This window comes from Peptostreptococcus sp. D1 (genome assembly GCF_900112955.1).
Taxonomy (GTDB): Bacteria; Bacillota; Clostridia; order Peptostreptococcales; family Peptostreptococcaceae; genus Peptostreptococcus.
Window position 1 is genome coordinate 164,699 of the sequence record NZ_FONP01000002.1, and the last position, 20,009, is coordinate 184,707.

Below are 20,009 nucleotides of genomic sequence, written 5' to 3' on the forward strand. Positions count from 1 at the left end.
CCATATTTCAGGTAAGAACGACCTCCTTCTTCCTCAGCCTCATAAAAATATAGCTTCCCCGTTTTTTTGCAATTATACCTTTTTCTTTATTCCGCTTTCATTTCCATAAGGTAGTCCTCTCTTCTTTTCCATACAACCAAAGAAATAATGGAGATTGTAATATAATTGACCACCTGATTCATAAAACTGTTGTTTAAGAGTGGTAGAAAGTAAGATTTTCCATTTGTAATAAATCCATGTACCAAAATACAATATACCGTCATAGAACTAAAAAATGAAATAGCTAAATTCAAAATTTTTCCTACCACTTTAAAGTTTTTGTGTATAATTTGAAATAGGATAGAATATATTATTACTGCCAATATTGCTGCCAGCACATCCCAAAAGTATATGGCATATCCGGATGAAAATTGTACAGAAAAATAGTGGTGAGTATAATACCAGCTCGCTATAAATACTGCAAGTTTATCAAGTGCGAACAAGCTAATTTTTACAAATGTTGCTCCTGCAAACAGGATAACTCCCAAATATAGTATAATTAAGGTTATAAAAATGATAACCAAACCAATCATATCATTTCTCCTCCTATATAAATAATTTTCTTTTTCTTATAATATAACGCTCCCGTTCTAATTTATCAAACTTTTATTTTCTATATATAACAAAAAAATAGTGGATAAACAGCTCTATTAGCTATTTACCCACTATTTTAAAATCTTTATAATTTTATCTCTCTACACTTTTCTCTTTTTTGATACCGCCCTGTTCTCTTGATTTTTCACCTGTCTTTTCCTTATACTCCTTTAACTTACCAAGTGCTGAAGATTTCTTTGTTTCCTTTGCATTTTGATTTGTTTTGCTCTGTTCTTTGGCCTTAAACAACTTTGCAGAATAAACTTTAAGAGATGTGTATTCCTTTCCGTCTTTTCCCTGACTGATTTTTTCTTTTCCGAATACATGTACAAAATCTCCTTTTTTCAAATTTTCTACACTGCTTACCTTATCGTTATAAGCTAAACAGTTGGTATATTTCACCTTCCCTTCCTTATCATTTTCAGCAATTGCAAAACTTGCAACAGTAAAATCTTTACCATCTTTCGATGTCAAATTTTTAATGTCTATATCCGAAGCAATGTTGCCATTGATATTTACAGTATTTGCTTTTTCCTTATTTTCATTTGACTTCTCACTCATAGTATTATTGTCCTCCTTTACATTTTCCTCATCGGATAAAACACTATTCTTATCCTGTATTTCGCTTCCTAAATCAGGTGTTTCAATCTCATTTTCATCTATATAATGATAAAATTTTTCATCAACCAAACCCATAATTTTATCATTCATATAATTATCATAAGCAGCATCGAGAGTATCCTCATTTTCTATTCCTGTTTCAAGAGACAGAATTCCTTTTACAAAATCACTATGATTATACTCTGCTAAAAAAGATAAGGTCTCTTTCATCGTTTCAAAATTATTGTTTTGCATATCGGAAATGCTTTTTAAATCATTTGCATATCTCCCATTATCCCATTCAAATTTTCCACTTTCCTTGTTTTCTTTAATCCCTGTTGCAAGTACAAACTGAGTGCCTGAAAACAGTATTGCCTGATTGTCCTTCACATCTAAAACTGTTGTGTTTTCACTTAATGCTGTTTTGATAGTATCGCCTTTTTCTAATCTCATATTTTTATCCTCCTGTTTTTTTACTTGTGTGTTTTCTTCCAGTTCTTTATCAATAATATTTTTGATACTTTCTTTTATATCCTTTAAATATCCTTGCCTTTTTAAGCCTTCATAAAAAACATTAAGGGTATCGAAATCCTCGATACCCTTAATCCTAGATAGTATTAGTTTTATATCCATATCCTCATAACCCGGATATTTCTTTTGATTAAATTCATACACCTTACCTTTCATTTTAGTAAATTCATCTTCTATATACATAGGATTAATGTTTTCTTTTGTTTCTAAGAGTTTTTTTATTGTGTTTATAGAAAGAATTTTAGATTTTGGAAACTCTATATCCTCCGGTGTGCGAATCACTGTTTTAAACAAGTCTTCTCCTATTCTTTCAAAATATCTTACAGAATAATTATACTCCTCATTTTCAAAAAGTTTCTGCATTTCCCTATCCGTTGCTTTAATATTTTTGTGATATTCCAATTATCTAACCTCCTCTTTACACTCTATCTTTCTGTCTGAATTTTCATTTTGCAGACCTCCTTTCTCCATCTTTTCTTTGAAGTATCCAAGCTTGTCCATTACGGATGCTTTTTCTCTTTTATCCAGATCTCCAAAACTTTGTACTTTGCTATCTCTAAAATCTGCATCGTACCTATCTGCTACTCCGTCCAAATCCATATCTTTTGAAAGCGGATCATAGAAATTACCATCGTCATCAATTTCAAGTCCAAGTGATGCTTTTAACTTTTCTTCATCCACATATACCAGCTCATTAAAATCCCAAAAACCTATGTTCGTTTTGATTTGTATAAGTTCCTTCGTATCACTTGCATTAAGTGGATCGTAAGTATACTGAAAACTGTCAATTAAAGTATTGTCTACATAAGTGTTCATCTTGTAATTAATTAAATCAAGACTTGTCTGTATCTCATGCTTTTCATCCGGTGTAGTCGTATATGCCAAACCTATATCTGTCAAGTCAGGAAACATTGTATCGAAATCTTCTATACTGTGTGCTTCATCATATTCTTTATTTAGAAAATGAATCAGTTCTTCTTTCACTTCTTCCAAAAGTGGATTTTTCTCCTCTTTTAAATCTCCTTTTTGTCCCATATCAAGCAAATTATTTACCTCAGCAAGTCTTAACGTCTTTTCTTTTAAAAGCTCTGCCTGTGGAAATTTCTTTTTTATTTCAAGCTTCGCCGTTTCAAGTTGATTCTCGATATCTTTAAGTTTTCCAAGTGTCTGTTCCAATCTCTCAGGCATCCTATCAAGTACATTATCCATTCGGGTGATATTTCCGATTTCATCTGTTCCAAACTCCCCATAATGATTTTCTTCTCCATTCAGATTGAATTTATACTGATTGGAAAAGCTGTCATAATATGCGAACAAATCGAAATTTCTATATTCTCCGATTTTTACTTCCTCAGAACGAAAATCATCTAATTTTTTTATTCCCTTTATCCTGTTTATTAAGAACTCTCCGGCTTGCTTTTTATCGGTATATTTTTTCCCATTTAAAGTTAAAGATGTGAATTTTGATAGCGTTTCTTTATCTGCCATTCCCTCTGTTTCTTTTTCTTTATTATTTTCACCCATATTTTCCAAAGTAGTCTGATCATATTTTTCTAGTTTTTCCTCCCTATACGGTTCCACTTTTTCTATATCCTTTTTCAAATTTTCTATTTTTTCTTTTAGACTTTCAATTTCTTTTGGATATACTTTTACAACCTTATCTTCCATTTTATATAGGTTGGATTTAAAATTGGACTCCAGCATTTTAAGTTTACTTACCTCAACATCAAGGTCCATTTTCTCACGAATAAGCGGATTTCCTGTAGATAAAGCTTTAATCTCCGCATAATTTAATGTAGCTTCATCAATATCCTCCGCTACTCTTACAGGTGTCTTTGAATTCATTATTTGAGATATATAAGTTTGCTTGGTTTCAAGTGTTTGGAAAAGATACGCATCAAAGGTATTTTCCGTAATATAACGAAAGATATGAACATCATCATTTTCATTACCTTGCCTTACAATTCTTCCTTTCCGCTGCTCCAAATCAGCAGGTCTCCAGGGTACGTCGAGATCATGGGTAGCAATCAATTTATTTTGAGCATTTGTTCCTGCTCCCATTTTCTGAGTAGAACCGAGAAGCACACGAATTTCACCCTTTCGTACCTTATCGAAAATCTTATCTTTTTCTTTGTTATTCTTTGCGTTATGAATAAACTCTGTTTCATTTTTAGGAATCCCCATTTTTGTCAGCTTCTCCTTTATATCATCATAAATATTAAATTCACTTGATGGTGTTGACATATCACAAAAAACTAACTGTGTGGACTTCTCATCCCTATATTTATCCCAAATACTGAATATATTATTTACACAGGTATTTACTTTACTGTTCGGATCATCAGGAAGTAGTGGATTAATTAACCTTTGATCAAGTGCCATTTTCTTTCCGTCATTTGTAATCAAAAGCATATTATCGACGGAGGAATCCACTTGTTTTCCTCTAACCTTATCTGCTCTCTCAGAAAAAGTTTCAAGAATTTGCTTTTGTTCTTCTGTCGGTTTGGTTTTTATCGTTTCATAATGAGCATTTGGAACGGGAAGATTTAATACATCAGCAGTCTTTATATCCATAAACTGCTTGACCATGTTCATCAGTTCCGGAAGGTTATAAAATTTTGCAAATCTTGTCTTACTTCGATATCCGTTCCCTTCAGGATTAAGTTCAATTGCTGTAACAGTTTCTCCAAATGTAGATGCCCAAGAGTCGAAATGTTGTAGGTGCATTTTTTTAAGTTCGTCATATTGGAGATAACGCTGCATGGTATAAAGCTCTGCCATAGAATTGCTCACAGGGGTTCCTGTCGCAAATACAATCCCCTTATTACCGGTAATTTCATCCATATATCTGCATTTCATTAACATATCACTTGATTTTTGAGAGTCTGTTGTGGTAATTCCTGCTACATTTCGCATTTTTGTAAATAGGTACAAATTTTTAAACGCCTGTACCTCATCTACAAATAGCTTATCGATCCCTAATTCTTCAAAGGTTACAACATCATCTTTTTTATAATCATCATTTAATTTCTTTAGTTTTGCCTCCAAACCTTTCTTAGTCTTTTCCAATTGTTTTACGGTAAACTTCTGGTCTCTTTCCCTTTTATACTCACTGATAAAATCCACAATTTCATCAATCTGACTTTGCAGTTCATACTCCTGTCGTTCTTTGGAGATTGGAATTCTCTCGAATTGACTATGCCCTATAATTACCGCATCATAATCACCGGTTGCAATCCTTGAGCAAAATCTTTTTCTTTTATCCGGTGTAAAGTCTTTTTCTGTTGCACATAATACATTAGCTCCTGGATACAGTTCATTAAACTCTCTACCAAATTGCTCTACGATGTGGTTAGGAACAACAAACATCGACTTGTTACTCATTCCAAGTCTTTTAGACTCCATAGCAATTCCTATCATTTCAAAAGTCTTACCGGCACCGACTTCATGTGCAAGTAGAGTATTTCCTCCGAAAAGCCCCCTTGCAATCGCATCTCTTTGATGAGGTCTAAGCTCTATTTCAGGATTCATTCCGTCAAAAGTTAAATTACTTCCATCATATTCTCTAAGCCTTGTTGAATTAAACCTTTCGTTATATTCTTTGACAAGCCTTGTTCTTCTGTCTATATCATCGAAAATCCAATTTTTAAATTCTTCTTTGATGATTTCCTGTTTGCTTCTTGCAAGCATAGTTTCTTTTTGGTTTAAGACAGAACTTTTCTTTCCGTTCTCATCAATAATTTGATCGTATACATTAGTATCTCTCAGGTTCAATGTATCTTCAATCAGTTTATAGGCATTTACCTTGCTTGTTCCGTATGTGAAATTAGCAAGGTCATTTCCTTTATCTATACTTTTACCTTCTACTCTATATTCTCCTGTAAAGTTGGTATATTTGATATCAATATTCCATCTGTTTGAAGCAGATGTCTTTAACAGATGAAACATAAAGCTCTTATAATCTTTCTCAGGTATCCAAGTTGCTCCCATTCTAACAGTTATTTCACTTGCCTCAAGTTCTTTTGGCATTACTTCCAATAGTTTTTGTTTTTGATAATTAAGACTGGATAGTTCTTTTTTTAGAGTAGTATTATCCTGGTTCAATAGTTCTGTATCAGTATTTGAGGCTTGTTCATTTTGCTCAAGTTCATGTTCTACATTCTTGATATACGAATCTATTACTTCTATCTTTTCTCTAATATTCCCGGATAAATATTCATCAGCAGTTACATAAGATCTTGAAAAGTCTCCCAAATCTACAGCTGAAGAAAAAGGAGTCGTATCACTTGGATCAAATCCATCTAAATTTAAAAATATTTCTCCCTTTAATCCTTCAATAATTTCTCCCCTCGTTTTTTCAGTGAGCTTTTCCATATAGTCAAAATTGACTTTCCCTTTTTGAGAAATAGATAGGATAAGTGCTTCTGTCAAATTATCTGTATGAGTGATTGCCACAGCTTTTTTTATGGTTCTTTTTGTAAAGATATCTGATTTACCTATAAAATTCCCTTCTTTATCCAGCTTTTCCAAAGTGGAAAGTAGAGAATAGTTCGCCTCTTCACGAAACAGTTTTTTATTCGCCTTACTGTTTAAAATTCCGTGTTTCTTGGAAAACTCATCATAAAGATAATTTAACTCCCCTTGCTTCTCCTTAATTTCCGTATCGGAATAATCTTCTTTTTGATAAGCAATTACCTGTCTTAATGCTTTTTCTATTCCAAGATATGCCCTTACTTTTTCCTCATCATTTTTATTTAAATCCAATTTTTGCATTACGGAATTTTCTCTAAAATATATCTTGTCATCAATTACTGCATAAGAATAATTTTTCACACTGTCATTAGCCGGAATGGTTTCCATTTCAAATTCACTGTTTAATTCTACCTTCTCATATCTCCCTTTAATGTTTTTAATGGCGTTATTTAGCTGTTCTTTCAGAGTACTATTTTCATCTGCAACACAGGCTAAGGTCGTTCCAAATTTGCTTGATACTTCCTCCATATTCCCCAGTACCATATCTGGATTATCTATATAGTATTTGTTATATGTCAGTCCTCTTTCGTCAGTGCCAAGTTTTATCCATTCTTCATCAAGTTTTACCAGTCGATCTCTCTTTTTAAGAAAAATAATATCACTTGTTACTTCTGTTCCCGCTTCGCCTTTAAAAGTGTTATTAGGAAGCCTTATTGCACCTAAAAACTCCGCTCTTTCCGAAATATATCTTCTGATATCTTCACTTTTTTTATCTAATGTTCCACTTGAGGTTATAAAGGCTACTACTCCACCGGAGCGTACTTTGTCTAAAGTTTTGGCGAAAAAATAATCGTGAATAAGAAAATTATTTTTCTCATACTCACGATCGGCTATTTTATATTCTCCAAAAGGTACATTTCCTATTGCTATATCGAATAAATTGTTTGAAAAAGTTGTTTCTTCAAAGCCTTTTATCTGTATGTTAGCATTAGGATACATCTTACTTGCTATCCTACCACTAATACTGTCAAGTTCCACACCATAAAATTTGCTACTTTGCATACTCTCCGGAAGATTTCCTATAAATCTGCCTGTTCCAATACTGGGTTCTAAAATATTCCCACTTTCAAATCCCATATGAGATAAGGCTTGATAGATACTGTCAATCACTATCTTTGGTGTATAAAAAGCAGTAAGAGTGCTTTCTCTTGCTGCATCATACTCAGATGGTGATAAGTTTTCTTTTAAGAATTCTCTTGCATCTTTCCATTGTCCCTGTTTTTCTTCATCAAACACATCAGAAAGTCCTCCCCAGCCTACATACCTACTTAGTATATCCTGTTCTTCCTTTGTTGCATGACTATGTCGTTCTTCTATTTTCTTTAAAACCTTGATTGCTTCCATATTATTTTTCAATCTTTCTGAAGGTGGCAAAATCTCATCTTCTCTTGTTATTTTGTAATTTACCGGAGGAATGCTTCCCATATATTCATCATCAGGGGCATATCTTTCTTCCCTATTCTCTTTCCAAGAAACATAACTTTCTAATTTCTTATCAATGGTTTCTTGTCTATGCTTCGTAATTTTTAGATTATTTCCATCTCCGTCAATTTTCCCAAGTCCGTTTAGATAATCAAAAGAAAGTTTAAATTCTCTATGGTTATTCGGATTTCGTTCACTATATACTGTAAATTCCCTATTTTGATTATCCACATTTACAATAAACTGATTGGCAACCACAGCCCCTTTATCATTTATTACATCTAAACTATGGTGTAAAAGTTCCGACTTATCTTCTCCTAAGTTAAGGTTGGTGTCAATAACAATGAGTTTTTCATTTAGCTCTTTTCTATCAGAGAAACTTACAATCGGAATTTGATGGTTATTCTTTGATGCAGGATTTAACCATATATCATTTTTTTCTAAAATATCATTATATTGAAAAGCACTGACTGTATATTCTTCTCCCTGATAGATTACTTTTGCCCCTATATTGACAGGTACACGTTCTTTCTCGCTTGAAATTTCTTCTTTTTCCTTTAAGTTATCCTTTTCTTTTAAAATATCCATTAAAGACATTTGCTTTGTTTCAATGCTTTCTTCACTTTTTTTCTCATCCAGCTTAAACTGTTCAAGATCTTCTTTTTTTGCATAAAGATTTGCGACCGGTCTTTGAGGTGTATATGAAATTTCCGTCAGCAGTTTTTCTGTATTTGAGACAAGTTGAATCCTACTCATTCCAAACGGATTAAAATTATTTCCTGTAATTTCATACTCTTTATTTTGAAAGAGAACGGAAAGTCCTTTTTTGTTATAATCTTCAATATCTAACAAAATAAGATCTTCCTCATTGATACTTTGTTCTTGTAGTTTCTCTGTTATAGATACAATCTCCAAATCAAGTTCTCTTTCATTCCGAAAAGGAATAATTTCACTGCCCGTTATAAAGCCGTTTAAATAACCCTCCGGATCATCTAACTTTATTGTTTTATATGTTCTATAGTCCTGAATTTCTGAAATGATATATTCTTTGCCTTGATATCTTACATTCATTCCCTCTTGATATACAGGCTCTTTTTTTTCTTCCTGTGCTTTTGCCTTTTCAATCTGTTCGTTGACATAGCCGGTAAGCATAATATTTCTATGATTATCATCAAGCAGATAAGGAAGATTTTTAAGCATTTCTTTATAACTGTCATAGGAAACTGCTAGATTGGAAGTTAATATATATCCGTTATATCTTAAATGTTGCCTTAACTCCTTATTTTTCATATCCAAAATAAGCTCCGCCTCATAGCCTTCTTTTCCATAAATCTTGTCTGTTATATGTTCCGGTGCTTTTAATTTCTCTTCAGATATACTGATTTCATCTAAGATAAATTCTTCGCTTTGTGGATGAAACTGATATTCGCCGACCTCCTTTACATCTTTAAAAATAAGAGTTGATAAGACTTCTTTCTTATCTCTAATTTCAAGCACCTTTGCTTTTTCTTCTTCCGGTAGATTTACATTAAAATGTATTTCATTTTCTCTATTGATATATGCAATGTTTTGATTAGCACCATCTATTTTTAAATTTCTGTTATATACATAAATGTCATTATAGTAATCAGGAAACTGTTCATTAAAACTTGCCACTTCAAAATCGTATCCTGCTTTTTCTTCCGTTACCCTATCTGATGAAATTTCATAAAGTCCTTGATTTTCAAGATAAAAAACATCATTTAAATCGGTCAAATTAACCTCTTTCATACCTATTGCAATCTCATCGAAAAGTTTATCTATTTTTGTACTTTCTTCAAAGGTGCTTCCACGATACAAGGGATAAATTTTGCCCTCAAAGTTATTTTCTTTCGGATAAATACGAACTCCAGTTTCTTCTAAGGATATATCCTTTACTCTATCTTTTTCTACAACAGCATAGTAATTCCCAACCTTAACGGCAATTTTATCTTCATTCGGTATCTCAGCTATATTATCTTCTAACACTACCTTTTCTGCCTTTATTTTCTCCAAAAAATAATCAATATTGCTTGAATACAGTAAACTGTCCGCATTGTTATAGACTACCCTATATTTTCCATCATTATTTTTGAAAAAAGTCAGTCGAATTAAGTCCGAAATATTTTCATCATCTTCAAAAGGATTATATTCATCAAGCCTTAAACCATCGGCATATACAAAGTTTCTAAAATATGGAAATAACTTTATATAATCATCTTTGCTCGATACCACTGTCATAGATTCTTTTTCTAAAATATCTTTTATGACACTATCTATACTATCTATACCGTATTCTTTATTTTCTTTTTCCTGTTCAATTTGCTCATAAAGATACTGAAAATCTCTTTGGTTTACCTCATTTCCATCCCCGATATCCATTCTGAAGTGTTCTTCTACTTTACCATCTATAATATGATCAAAATAGAATTTAGAATAACCTACCCACTCGTCAGTCATTTCTCCATATTCATCTTCACCTACCGTTTTGTTATGAACTCTGATTTTTTCGTCAAGCTCTTTAATTTCATCAAGTAATTCTTTTGTAACAAGTTCTCCGGCATAATTTTTTTCTATAAGACTCAAGCCTTCATTAAATTCTACAATCCAATAATCCTTGTTATTTTGGTTTAACGATATGTTGTTCTCTACACCCGTTGCAAAAGCATTATGTTCTATTTCTGCTTGCCTTTCATAGATTTGCTCAGCTTCCTCATAAGATACTTCTCTTTCATCTTGAATCATCAGGATTTCCTGTTCTCTGTGCAAATCTTGTTTATCTTCTTTAAAGTTTTGTTCCGTATAGGTATCTTCATCGAATAGCTCTTCCTCAATTTTTGTGTTTTCTTGCTCTTTATACAAATCTTCCTGAATATATTTACCGTTTTCAATAAGATTCTCTATTCTTTTAGCCGCCTGATTCCAGTTTAGAAAAATATCATTGCAATTTTCCTTTTCAAGCTTAATTCCTTTGGCATCGTGCCACTCATTACTTTCTCTTGCTCCTGACAAAGCATGAGTCTGTCCTCCTGTTCCGTACTCGTCTTTTAAAAAATTTGCTCGTTCTTCGGTAGTATGGGCTTCCCTAAAAAAGTTATATATTCTTTCTTTTCCGCCGGATACATTGCTACCGCTGCTTAAATATCTATCAATTTCATCTTCTGTGATAAATCCCTGTATTGCTGGTAATTCTATAAGTGTTGAGGTAAATTCTTTTCTTGACAGTTCCAAATCATCTAATCGTTTTGATATATCATCTAAATCATGATTATGAAATCTTAAAACATTTGAGTTCTCCTTATACGCCTTAAAAAACTCTATATACTCCTCTTTTAAGTTCACTCTAAACTCTTTATCTTCCAATTTTTTTGTAAGATACTCTGTTTTTTCAGGATATCCGTTTCTTTGTTTTTCATTTAGAATTGGTAAAAACTGATTTTTTACCTCATCACTTAGATCTCCTTTTAAAAACCACAGCTTTTCAGAAAGTTCTGCTCTTTCAAAAGAAAAGGCTTCTGCTACCTCCACATTTGTACTGTATTTTCCATAATCAATCAATTCTCCCATGCGTATTGCTGCATCTTTCCATGGTAAAATCTGCATAGGATTTTCTCTTGAGGAAACATCATTGGATAAATGTATTCCGTCCTTTCCATACCAAGCACAAACCTTATTTCCATTCAGCTCATATCCGTTTCCACCTTGAAATGTTTTTTGAAGAAAATCAGCCAATTCTTCCGCACTCTTACCTTTGGAATATTCTGCAAGAACTTTTAAGCGTAAATTATCCTCATTTCCTCCATGAATTAAAACAGCATCAATTTCTTCTTGCTGCATTGGTAATTCAAATCTTCCCTGAATTCCTACGTTTTGAGCAAAAGAAAAAGAAGCCTTATCGACTTCTTTAGGATTATCTTCTATATGTTCTTGTTCTAATTTCTGTGTATTTTCTTTAAAATCCTCACCTATGCCCAAACGATCTGTTCCATCGCCATTCTTGTAAGTGTCATGTCCAGATTCTTCTTCAGTCCTGCGTACTTCAGAAAATCCTGATCCTGCAACTCTTGTGTCATCTCCCAAGCTTCTTTCATTCTCAGCTCCTCTATATTTAGGAAATTCTCCACCTGTTCCTGAATGTCCAACAGATGATCCATTAAGCTTTCTTCCATCAGCATAATCTGATATTCTTCCCCTTTTTCCTCTTTGAGATATTTCAGTCTCGCTTTGCCAAATCTGTTCAGTTTGCTTAAGTTCAGTTTCTCCGGCAGTTTCATATTCGGAATTAACACTTCCGATCCATCCTCCATCTTCTCCAGTCTGTAAGTCCCTTCCTGTCTCTCGAATGGACTCTCTTTTATGATCGGTGTATATCTCTCGCCCTCCAGAGTGTATTCCTTCTTCGCCAATACTACGGTTTCTTTCATCTTCTAAGCCTCCTTCTTTTATTTCTTTTTCTATACTTTCGGTACTTCCGTTAATTTCATCTGTAAGATTATTATAACGCTCCTTAAAGCTGTTTGTCTGCTCCCTTTTTTGAATTTCCGAGATTTTTTCTCTTTCTTCCACTTTTGAAATTTCTCTGCCTATATCCATAAGTATTCTTTTCACATTGTTTGAAGTATAGGCAAGCAATCTGTCAATGTCTTGCATACTTGAAACTTTTGAGAGCAGTTCTAATTTTTCCCTATCTCCTGAAAGACGAAGTCCCATTCTCTCATATACCGAAACCTTTGCAGATTCTTCCAAAAAGTGAAGAATCTTAACTTTACTGTTTTCTTTTAAAGTTTCATCACTTAAAGAATCCAGTACTTTATTGAATATCTGCCTTATATATAGCGAAACAAGTGTATTGATCTTATCTTCGGTAGAAAATATAAGGTTACTGTTTTTTTCTTTAAAAGTATCAATCAGGGTATCTAAGGCAGTTATATGCTTTTCATTATGATACTTCCATAATTTCACTTCAGAAATATTATGATTTAAACTTACTGTCTGACTTACATCAAAAATATATTTTATCCTTTCCCTTTCAATATCTAAAACGGGAATCCCCTTTTCTCCCCTACTTACATTTCTTCCGATACTCTTCCAATAGTCATATTCCGCACAGGCTGTTGCCTTTTCATTTACTGTATATATGCTAAGTTGATTAAAATACGGATATTTATAGTTGTTTCCCACTACCTTAAGATAGGTTTCATACCTATCTATATCTTTTTTAAATTCTTCTTTTGCAAAATCAAGAATTTGTTTGACTTCATCAAATTCATATCTTGGCACTGTATCTCCCTCCTTTTTTCTTTTATTTTCATGTCTTTTTTCTTCTGCTTTATCCTTTAACAGTTCCTCTTTTCTCCAATCGTAAAATTGATTGATAGAGCTTATCGCCTTATCTGCAATATAGTGGATATAGTCGGTATTGCCTCGTCTTTTATACCATTTTTCTCTTTTCAGTCCGCTATTTTCCATAAGAGATATGGCTTTTTGTGTATCGGAGGTATAATAAATTAGTCTCCCAAGCATAAAAAAATCAGCCTCTGATCTACTGTTAAAATATCTTTCATAATTCCCATAATATATCCTTCTTAGATCTTCTCCAGTATATGAAAAATATCCTCTGTCAAATAGCTTTTCTACTATATCCTGATCATCTTTTAAAAAAGTAGTAATCTGATTTCTTTTATTTTCATTGTTAATTACGTCTATCTTGGGCATATATTTTTCATATAAGGGTTTTAACTCACTGTCAATATTTACTACTTTGTTTCTGTCTCTGTCTTTTATGATATTACCGGTAACTGTAAAAAATCTATCCTTATCATAGATTTCAAGATTTTTGTATCTTTTTCTTATTCCCGGTACCTCTCCAATCCCTATAAAATGGAGTCCCGTTTTTGATGGAGATATTTCGGCATAGGTGGAAATTCCTCTTAAAAAATCGGCTGTCATAGACTTTGCATGATAATCCATACTATATACAAAAATATCATCACTTACCTTATCGATATCTATTCCGATATATCCGTCTCCTAAGAAAAAGCCAAGACCGTCACCAATATTTCGATTAAGTGCTGCTATGCAATCTTCATAAGAATTCCATGTTATTTTATCATTGGATTTGGCAGGTTTTCCGTTTGGCATTAAGGGTAATTTGGTGTTCTTCCCGTCTCTTTGAATGATTTTATATAGACACCAGCGTTTCTCTTTTTTAAGATTATCAGGAATGTTTTCATAATTTTTTATGAGGTCATTCATAGCTGCTACCTCTACTATATTTCCACTCCCTTATCTTTTTTAGGTACTTTTGCATCCCTTACTTTTTCTTCCTTCTTGATTTTTTGTTGATTTTCCTGTGATTGTAATACTTCGTTCTTATCCATACTTATCCTCCTTCGTTTTTTCAATTGTTTTATTCCATCCTTTTATCGAATCCACCTTAACTCCGTAATACCTTTGTATCCCACCTCCCATATAAACCATGCAAAGGCAATGGCACTGCTTTTGTATTTCTCAAATTCTCCGTTTTTGGCACAATTTAATCTTTTGGAAAATACATATACTCTTTTTGGTGGATACTTTCTAAATAACTCATATCTTGATTGACCCTCTAAAAATGCCAATCGAAAGAGCATTGCTATTTTTACGCCCTCTCCTGATATTTCAAGTGCGTGTCGTAAAAACTCACTTGCACAAAAATATGGCGGATTGGTTACTATATCCATTTTATTTTCTTTAAGTGCAAAAAAATCAACTTCTCTTTCTTCTCCATATCCCCTATAACAAATATCTGTCGCTTTTACCGTATATCCGTATTCTTCTAAAATTTTTCCGATATGTCCCATCCCGCAAGCCGGCTCATAGACTAAAGATTTAAACTGTTCTCTTTTTAAAAGTTCATAGGTTGCCCTTTTATCGGTAGCATAAAAATCCAATTTTTCTCTGTTTTTACTGAATTTTATTAGCGTATCAAACATAGGCTACTCCTTATTATACTGAGCAATAACATCTTTAATTTCCGTTTCAATTCCGGACAAAAATTCCTTTTTAGAAGACTTGCCATGTGCAATGTCTGTCAATTCCATTTCCCACTTTGCTGTCGTTTCTGCCGATTTAAAGATATCTGCTACAATCGTTACAAGGCTGATTCCTTTATTAGTGGCAATCAAATTTTTCTTATCTCTTTCAATAAAACCTTTGAAAATTAAATTTTCTATAATCCCTGCACGAGTTGCCGGTGTGCCAAGTCCTTTTCGTTCGACCTCTACCCCTTTTTCAAGTGCTTCATTTCCTGCCAATTCCATGCTTTTTAATAGGGTGTTTTCTGTAAAGTGTTTTGGAGGCTTAGTATATTTTTCTTTAATCTCTTTATTTTCAATGCTTAAAACATCTCCAATACTTACATCAGGAAGCTCCATATCCTCATTCTTCTTGGATTTGTATTCTTTAAGATATTTTGTAAAGCCTTCATATATAATGACTTTTCCTGAACTTGTAAATTCAAAGCCGTCAAAAATTGCTACAATCTTAGTAGTATTCTCGATTAAAGGATAACCTACACTTGCGTGTAGCTTATTAAAAATAAGTCCATACACTTTTGCTTCACTCTCCGGAATACTCGATAAATCTTCACTCATTGAACTTACTGTCGGTATAATAGCATGATGATCCGTTACCTTGCTTGAATTAAAAATGACCTTAATACGCTGTGTATCAAAGTCATTTTGTCCCAATATGTTGTTTATCATACTTGTAATCATATCTGTTGTAAGGTATCTGCTGTCCGTTCTCGGATAAGTAATAAGTTTTTTCTCATACAAACTTTGTGCATAATCAAGGGTTTGCTTTGCACTATATCCAAAATACTTATTACACTCTCTTTGGAGCGTAGTTAAGTCATAGGGTAAGTCGGGCTTTGTGATTTTTTCTTTCTGAATGACATCGGTAATTTCAATCCTATCGCCTACTAAATTTAAGAGCTGCTCAGCTGCTATTTCATCATCAATTCTGTCTGTGGAAAGTATAAAACCGTCCATAGATAGCTCTACGGTATAGTATTTCTCTTTCTTGAAATTTGCTATCTCGTCATCTCGTTTTACAATCATGGCAAGAGTCGGTGTCTGCACTCTGCCAACAGAGTAATTCTGCTTGTAAAGGCAAGAATAAAGTCTACTAATATTCATTCCTACTAACCAATCTGCAATGGCTCTTGCCTGTGCCGATTCAAAGAGATTATCATAGTCCTTTCCTTCTTTTAGATTATCAAAGCCCTCTTTAACGGCACTGTCTTCCATAGATGAAATCCAAAGACGTTTCATTTTCTTTTTACAATGAGCCTCATTATATACCAGTCTAAAAATTGCTTCTCCTTCTCTTCCTGCATCACAAGCATTGATTACAAATTTCACGTCCTTATCATTCATCAGTTTTTTAAGGATAACAAACTGTTTTTTTGTAGGTTTCATTATTTCATATTTATATTCACTTGGAATAATCGGTAAATCTTCTATATTCCACTTTGCATACTTTTCATCATATCTTTCAGGATTGGACATCTGAATCAAATGTCCAATGCACCAAGAAACTATATATCCGTTCCCCCCATAATATCCATCTTTCTTTTTTGTTGCTCCAAGCACCTTTGATATGCTTATTGCAACACTCGGTTTTTCACTTATCACCAGTGTTTGCATAAATTCCTCCTTTTTTCTACATGAAAAAAGACAATCAGAGTTTGCATTTCTCCAATTGTCTTTTAAAGTTTTATATATTTCATTTTCTATTTTTTAATCCATTTTCCTGTTTGGGAACTAACTTACAAAAAAATGTTTGACGCCTTCTTTTCATTGTAAAACCGTTATATGCTAATTTTCATTCTTTATTTTTTCCACCATTTTTATTCCGCTGTCCAATACTTCTTCAAAAGTTATATCTTTCGCATACAGATTTTTTCTCGAATAGGCTTGCCATCTTTTCAAAAAGGCTTCATTTATTTTCAATTTTTCCAGTAAGTCTATGATTTTACCTATGTCAAATTCTGTTTTTCTATAACTAAAAGTTTTTCTGCAAGCCTCTCTTAATATCTCTACATTTACATCTTTATCCTTTAATTTATAAATAATATAAAGATCGTAATAATCCTTACTTCTACTATTTAAAAATCCTCTTGCATAAATAGTTTGTATTTTTTCTGCAAGCATAGTTTCTATCGGATAAGCCTTGATTATTATTTCTTCTTCTCCAAAAGAACTCACATACTTATAATCTATCGGATGAGGTGTAATAACATCTCCTGTTGCAATGTCAAGTGGTACAATCTGTCTTATATTTTCCATTTTACATAAGATATTTGCACGAAATCCTCCATATTGATCTTCTTCTTTGATTGGCACAATGTTTTGCAATTCATAAAAGATATCGTCGGATTCTTCCGGTTTTAAAGTTTCGTTCAGCATTTGAACAATATTTTCTTCTGATAGTTGCATATTTCTCAAAAGAAAGTCTATATCTACAGTACTTCTTGAATCAATTCCAACTACACTTGATAACAAAAAGCCGCCCTTAAAAATAAATCGTTCACTATATTCGCTTCCTGCTAATTTTTTTAAAATACTTTCTAAAAAATAATATAACATAACAGCATTAAACGAAAGACCGACTTCTTTACTAACTTTATGGCAAAGAGCCGTTAATTTAGCTTTATTCATAAGCCACCTCCATAACCTCTCTTACTTTATTTTCAATTCCCATTTTCATTGCAATGTCATAGAGGGAATGGATATCTCTTTCTTTATAAGAGGAATATGATTGAATAAGTTTTACATAAACCTCTATATCCATTTCTTCTTTATGAGCAATAAAATCACAGAGTGTCCTCTCATATGAATATACCTTAACTTTATTGCCAAACATTGTAGGTTTTTGGGTTACCCCTAAGTCATAAATTGTTTTTTTTACATAATGAACATTGAAACCGTTCGGTTTTTCATTAAATTTATATCCGTTATAAACGGTTACATCGATACTCCAAGGAATTTTATCTGTTTGTCCAAGCAGGTAAAGTGCTGTTTCATAAGAAAATATCGCCTTTTTATACTGATGTTGAAAGAAATAATACTCATCGTAATCCCCATCTTTCGTTATATAAATTCCTTTTCTTACTTTTGACAATCTCCCATCTTTCAATAGTCGACTGAGATATATCGTCGGTATATTATTTTCCTTACAGTATGCTGTTGTAATAATTCCACCTGATTGCTTCAGATATTTTTCAATTTTATTTTCATAATTCATCCCATCCACCCCCTTTGTTGCGTTTACACTTGCATTATACCATTTTTTAAGTGTAAACGCAACATCAGGGTTTACATTTCTCTTTTTATAACTTTATTCCTCATCTTCTTCATCATAAGAGTCGATTGCCATATCATCTATGTTATGCTGTTCTTCTACTGTTTCTTCCAAATCTTCTGTATCGTCCTCTTTTTCATACTCATCTTCAAATTCATCATATTCTTCTTCATCTTCATCATAATCATCATCTTCCTGCTTTTTCTTGTAGATTTTAAAGTAATATCCTGCTCCAACTACTGCAAGAACGATGATTCCTAAAAAAATATATGAGCCGCTACCTTTGCTTTCTTCTTTTTTCGGCTCTTCTTTTTTTACTTCGCTTTTCGGTACCGTTTCTTCCATTTTTTTGATTTCTTCTTTCGGGTTTTCCTTCTTCTCTACCATATTCAGAAGATCATCTTCAGATACTTCAGTCAAAAGCATTACATTTTCACTTTGCTCATCGTGATTGATGATTAAATGAAATGTCTTTCCGGATTTTGTCTGGAAAGTAATAAATTGTCTTGCATCTGCTGAATACTTATCTGCTTCTTTGTTATCGCTGCTATCCCCATGATGAATTGGATAATCATTATTCGCATTATCTTTATTTTCTGTAACAGTTCCTCTTGCCTTTAACGGAGCTGAAGCCACACCCTTATTGGTATTTACATTGCTACTTGCACCGTCCATTGATGAATCCTGACTACTGTTATTAGCAGGAGCTTTCGGTGTCAGCTTATTGGGATAGCGAACTTCCTTTTCTTTCTCCTTTGATTCAGTTTTACCTGTATCTTTTGTAGTATTGCCGGAGCTTACTGCATCAGATGAACCTTTACCGGAACTCTGTGGTGTTTGAGAAGAAATACCTGAGCTTGTCTTAATCCCTGAAATAGGACTAATCGGTGTAACTGACTGTGATGTTACAGGAGCTTTGTTTGTTTCAGTTGCCTTTTTCTCAAGCTCTTTCACCTTTTCCGTCAGCTTATCTATTTCCTTTTTCATATCTTCTGATAAGTCTTTATTTCCCTTATCTTTCTTCATTTTTTCTTTCAGACTTTCAATCTCAGCTTCAAGGTCTTTGATTTTTTCTTTCTGTTTATCGCTTAGTTTGTCTTTATCCCTGATTTCACCATTTAACTTATCAAGTTTATCCTGAAGCTCTTTGGCCTCTTTTTCCATTTTGAAAATATCGTCCTTAGAAAGATCTGTCTGTGTTCCCTTATCTTCTGTTTTTTTATCTTCCGTCTGAGTGCTTTCGTCCTGTTTTGGCTTTTCCTCTTCTGCCTGAGTTTCTTTATCCTTAACTGTAATTTTTTCTACTTTACGGATAATCTCATCTGTACCGTCTCCCTTTACTTTATAGAACAAAAATTCGTCAATAAATTTCATATTATCCTCTAACATTGGTAAATCTCCACTGTCAAGAACTTGCCCGGTTTCTTCTTCAATTATTTCTTCCTTATATACACTCTCATCCTTAAATATATATTTTATCTTAACCTCCACTTTAGTTTGAGCTAAAACTTCTGTGGGACTAATCAGTGTCGGGATTAAACTACCTTGTGCAAAAACAATCTGGTGATTGAAAAGCATTGTTCCAAGTAAAGCAAATATCAAAAAGATTACTCCGGACAATGTTATCGCCATTTTTTTATTCTTCCATTTGATTTTCATGATTTTCCTCCATATTATTATGATTTTCTGTATTTCTCATTTCCTGTAACTTCATTTTTTCTTGTTTTTCCTCTTTTTTATAACGTCTCATCATTTCTAAAAAATCGTCAATAGAAATGTCAATACTTCGGTATTCCTTTAAAACCTCAATATTTTCCATCTCTTCCTGTTCTTCTTTTAACATCTCCTGTTTTAACTGGAGTTCTTCTATTTTTTCCTGAATATCTTTTTGCTTTTCTATATTTTTTCTATATTTTTTATTCAAA

9 protein-coding genes are annotated in these 20,009 nt (G+C 32.9%); all 9 read right to left on the reverse strand.

Going from position 1 to position 20,009, the window contains the following annotated elements; all coding sequences use genetic code 11:
* Nucleotides 1-86 precede the first annotated feature (86 nt).
* Nucleotides 87-572, reverse strand: a complete 486-nt coding sequence (locus BM120_RS03385) for a conjugal transfer protein (RefSeq protein ID WP_091993279.1) — start codon at nt 570-572, stop codon at nt 87-89.
* A 154-nt stretch (nt 573-726) separates the two neighbouring features.
* Nucleotides 727-2,166, reverse strand: a complete 1,440-nt coding sequence (locus tag BM120_RS03390; protein WP_242941548.1) for a single-stranded DNA-binding protein — start codon at nt 2,164-2,166, stop codon at nt 727-729.
* Nucleotides 2,167-13,878 (reverse strand): phage NrS-1 polymerase family protein, encoded by an 11,712-nt coding sequence (locus BM120_RS03395; RefSeq protein WP_207645695.1) that lies wholly within the window; start codon nt 13,876-13,878, stop codon nt 2,167-2,169.
* Nucleotides 13,879-14,159: 281 nt separating this feature from the next.
* Complete coding sequence (locus BM120_RS03400) at nt 14,160-14,711, reverse strand: PDDEXK family nuclease (RefSeq protein ID WP_091993282.1); 552 nt, start codon at nt 14,709-14,711, stop codon at nt 14,160-14,162.
* Between the two features lie 3 nt (nt 14,712-14,714).
* Complete coding sequence (locus BM120_RS03405; RefSeq protein WP_091993284.1) at nt 14,715-16,427, reverse strand: DNA topoisomerase 3; 1,713 nt, start codon at nt 16,425-16,427, stop codon at nt 14,715-14,717.
* A gap of 171 nt (nt 16,428-16,598) precedes the next feature.
* A complete protein-coding gene (locus BM120_RS03410; protein ID WP_091993286.1) occupies nt 16,599-17,441 on the reverse strand; it encodes a nucleotidyl transferase AbiEii/AbiGii toxin family protein in 843 nt (280 codons plus the stop codon).
* Nucleotides 17,434-18,027, reverse strand: a complete 594-nt coding sequence (locus tag BM120_RS03415) for a type IV toxin-antitoxin system AbiEi family antitoxin domain-containing protein (RefSeq protein ID WP_091993288.1) — start codon at nt 18,025-18,027, stop codon at nt 17,434-17,436. The genes BM120_RS03410 and BM120_RS03415 overlap by 8 nt, the downstream gene beginning before the upstream one ends.
* Before the next feature lie 93 nt (nt 18,028-18,120).
* A complete protein-coding gene (locus tag BM120_RS03420) occupies nt 18,121-19,743 on the reverse strand; it encodes a CD1107 family mobile element protein (protein WP_207645691.1) in 1,623 nt (540 codons plus the stop codon).
* Nucleotides 19,721-20,008, reverse strand: a complete 288-nt coding sequence (locus tag BM120_RS03425; protein ID WP_026624440.1) for a conjugal transfer protein — start codon at nt 20,006-20,008, stop codon at nt 19,721-19,723. Before BM120_RS03425 ends, BM120_RS03420 begins: the two co-directional genes overlap by 23 nt.
* Nucleotide 20,009 lies beyond the last annotated feature (1 nt).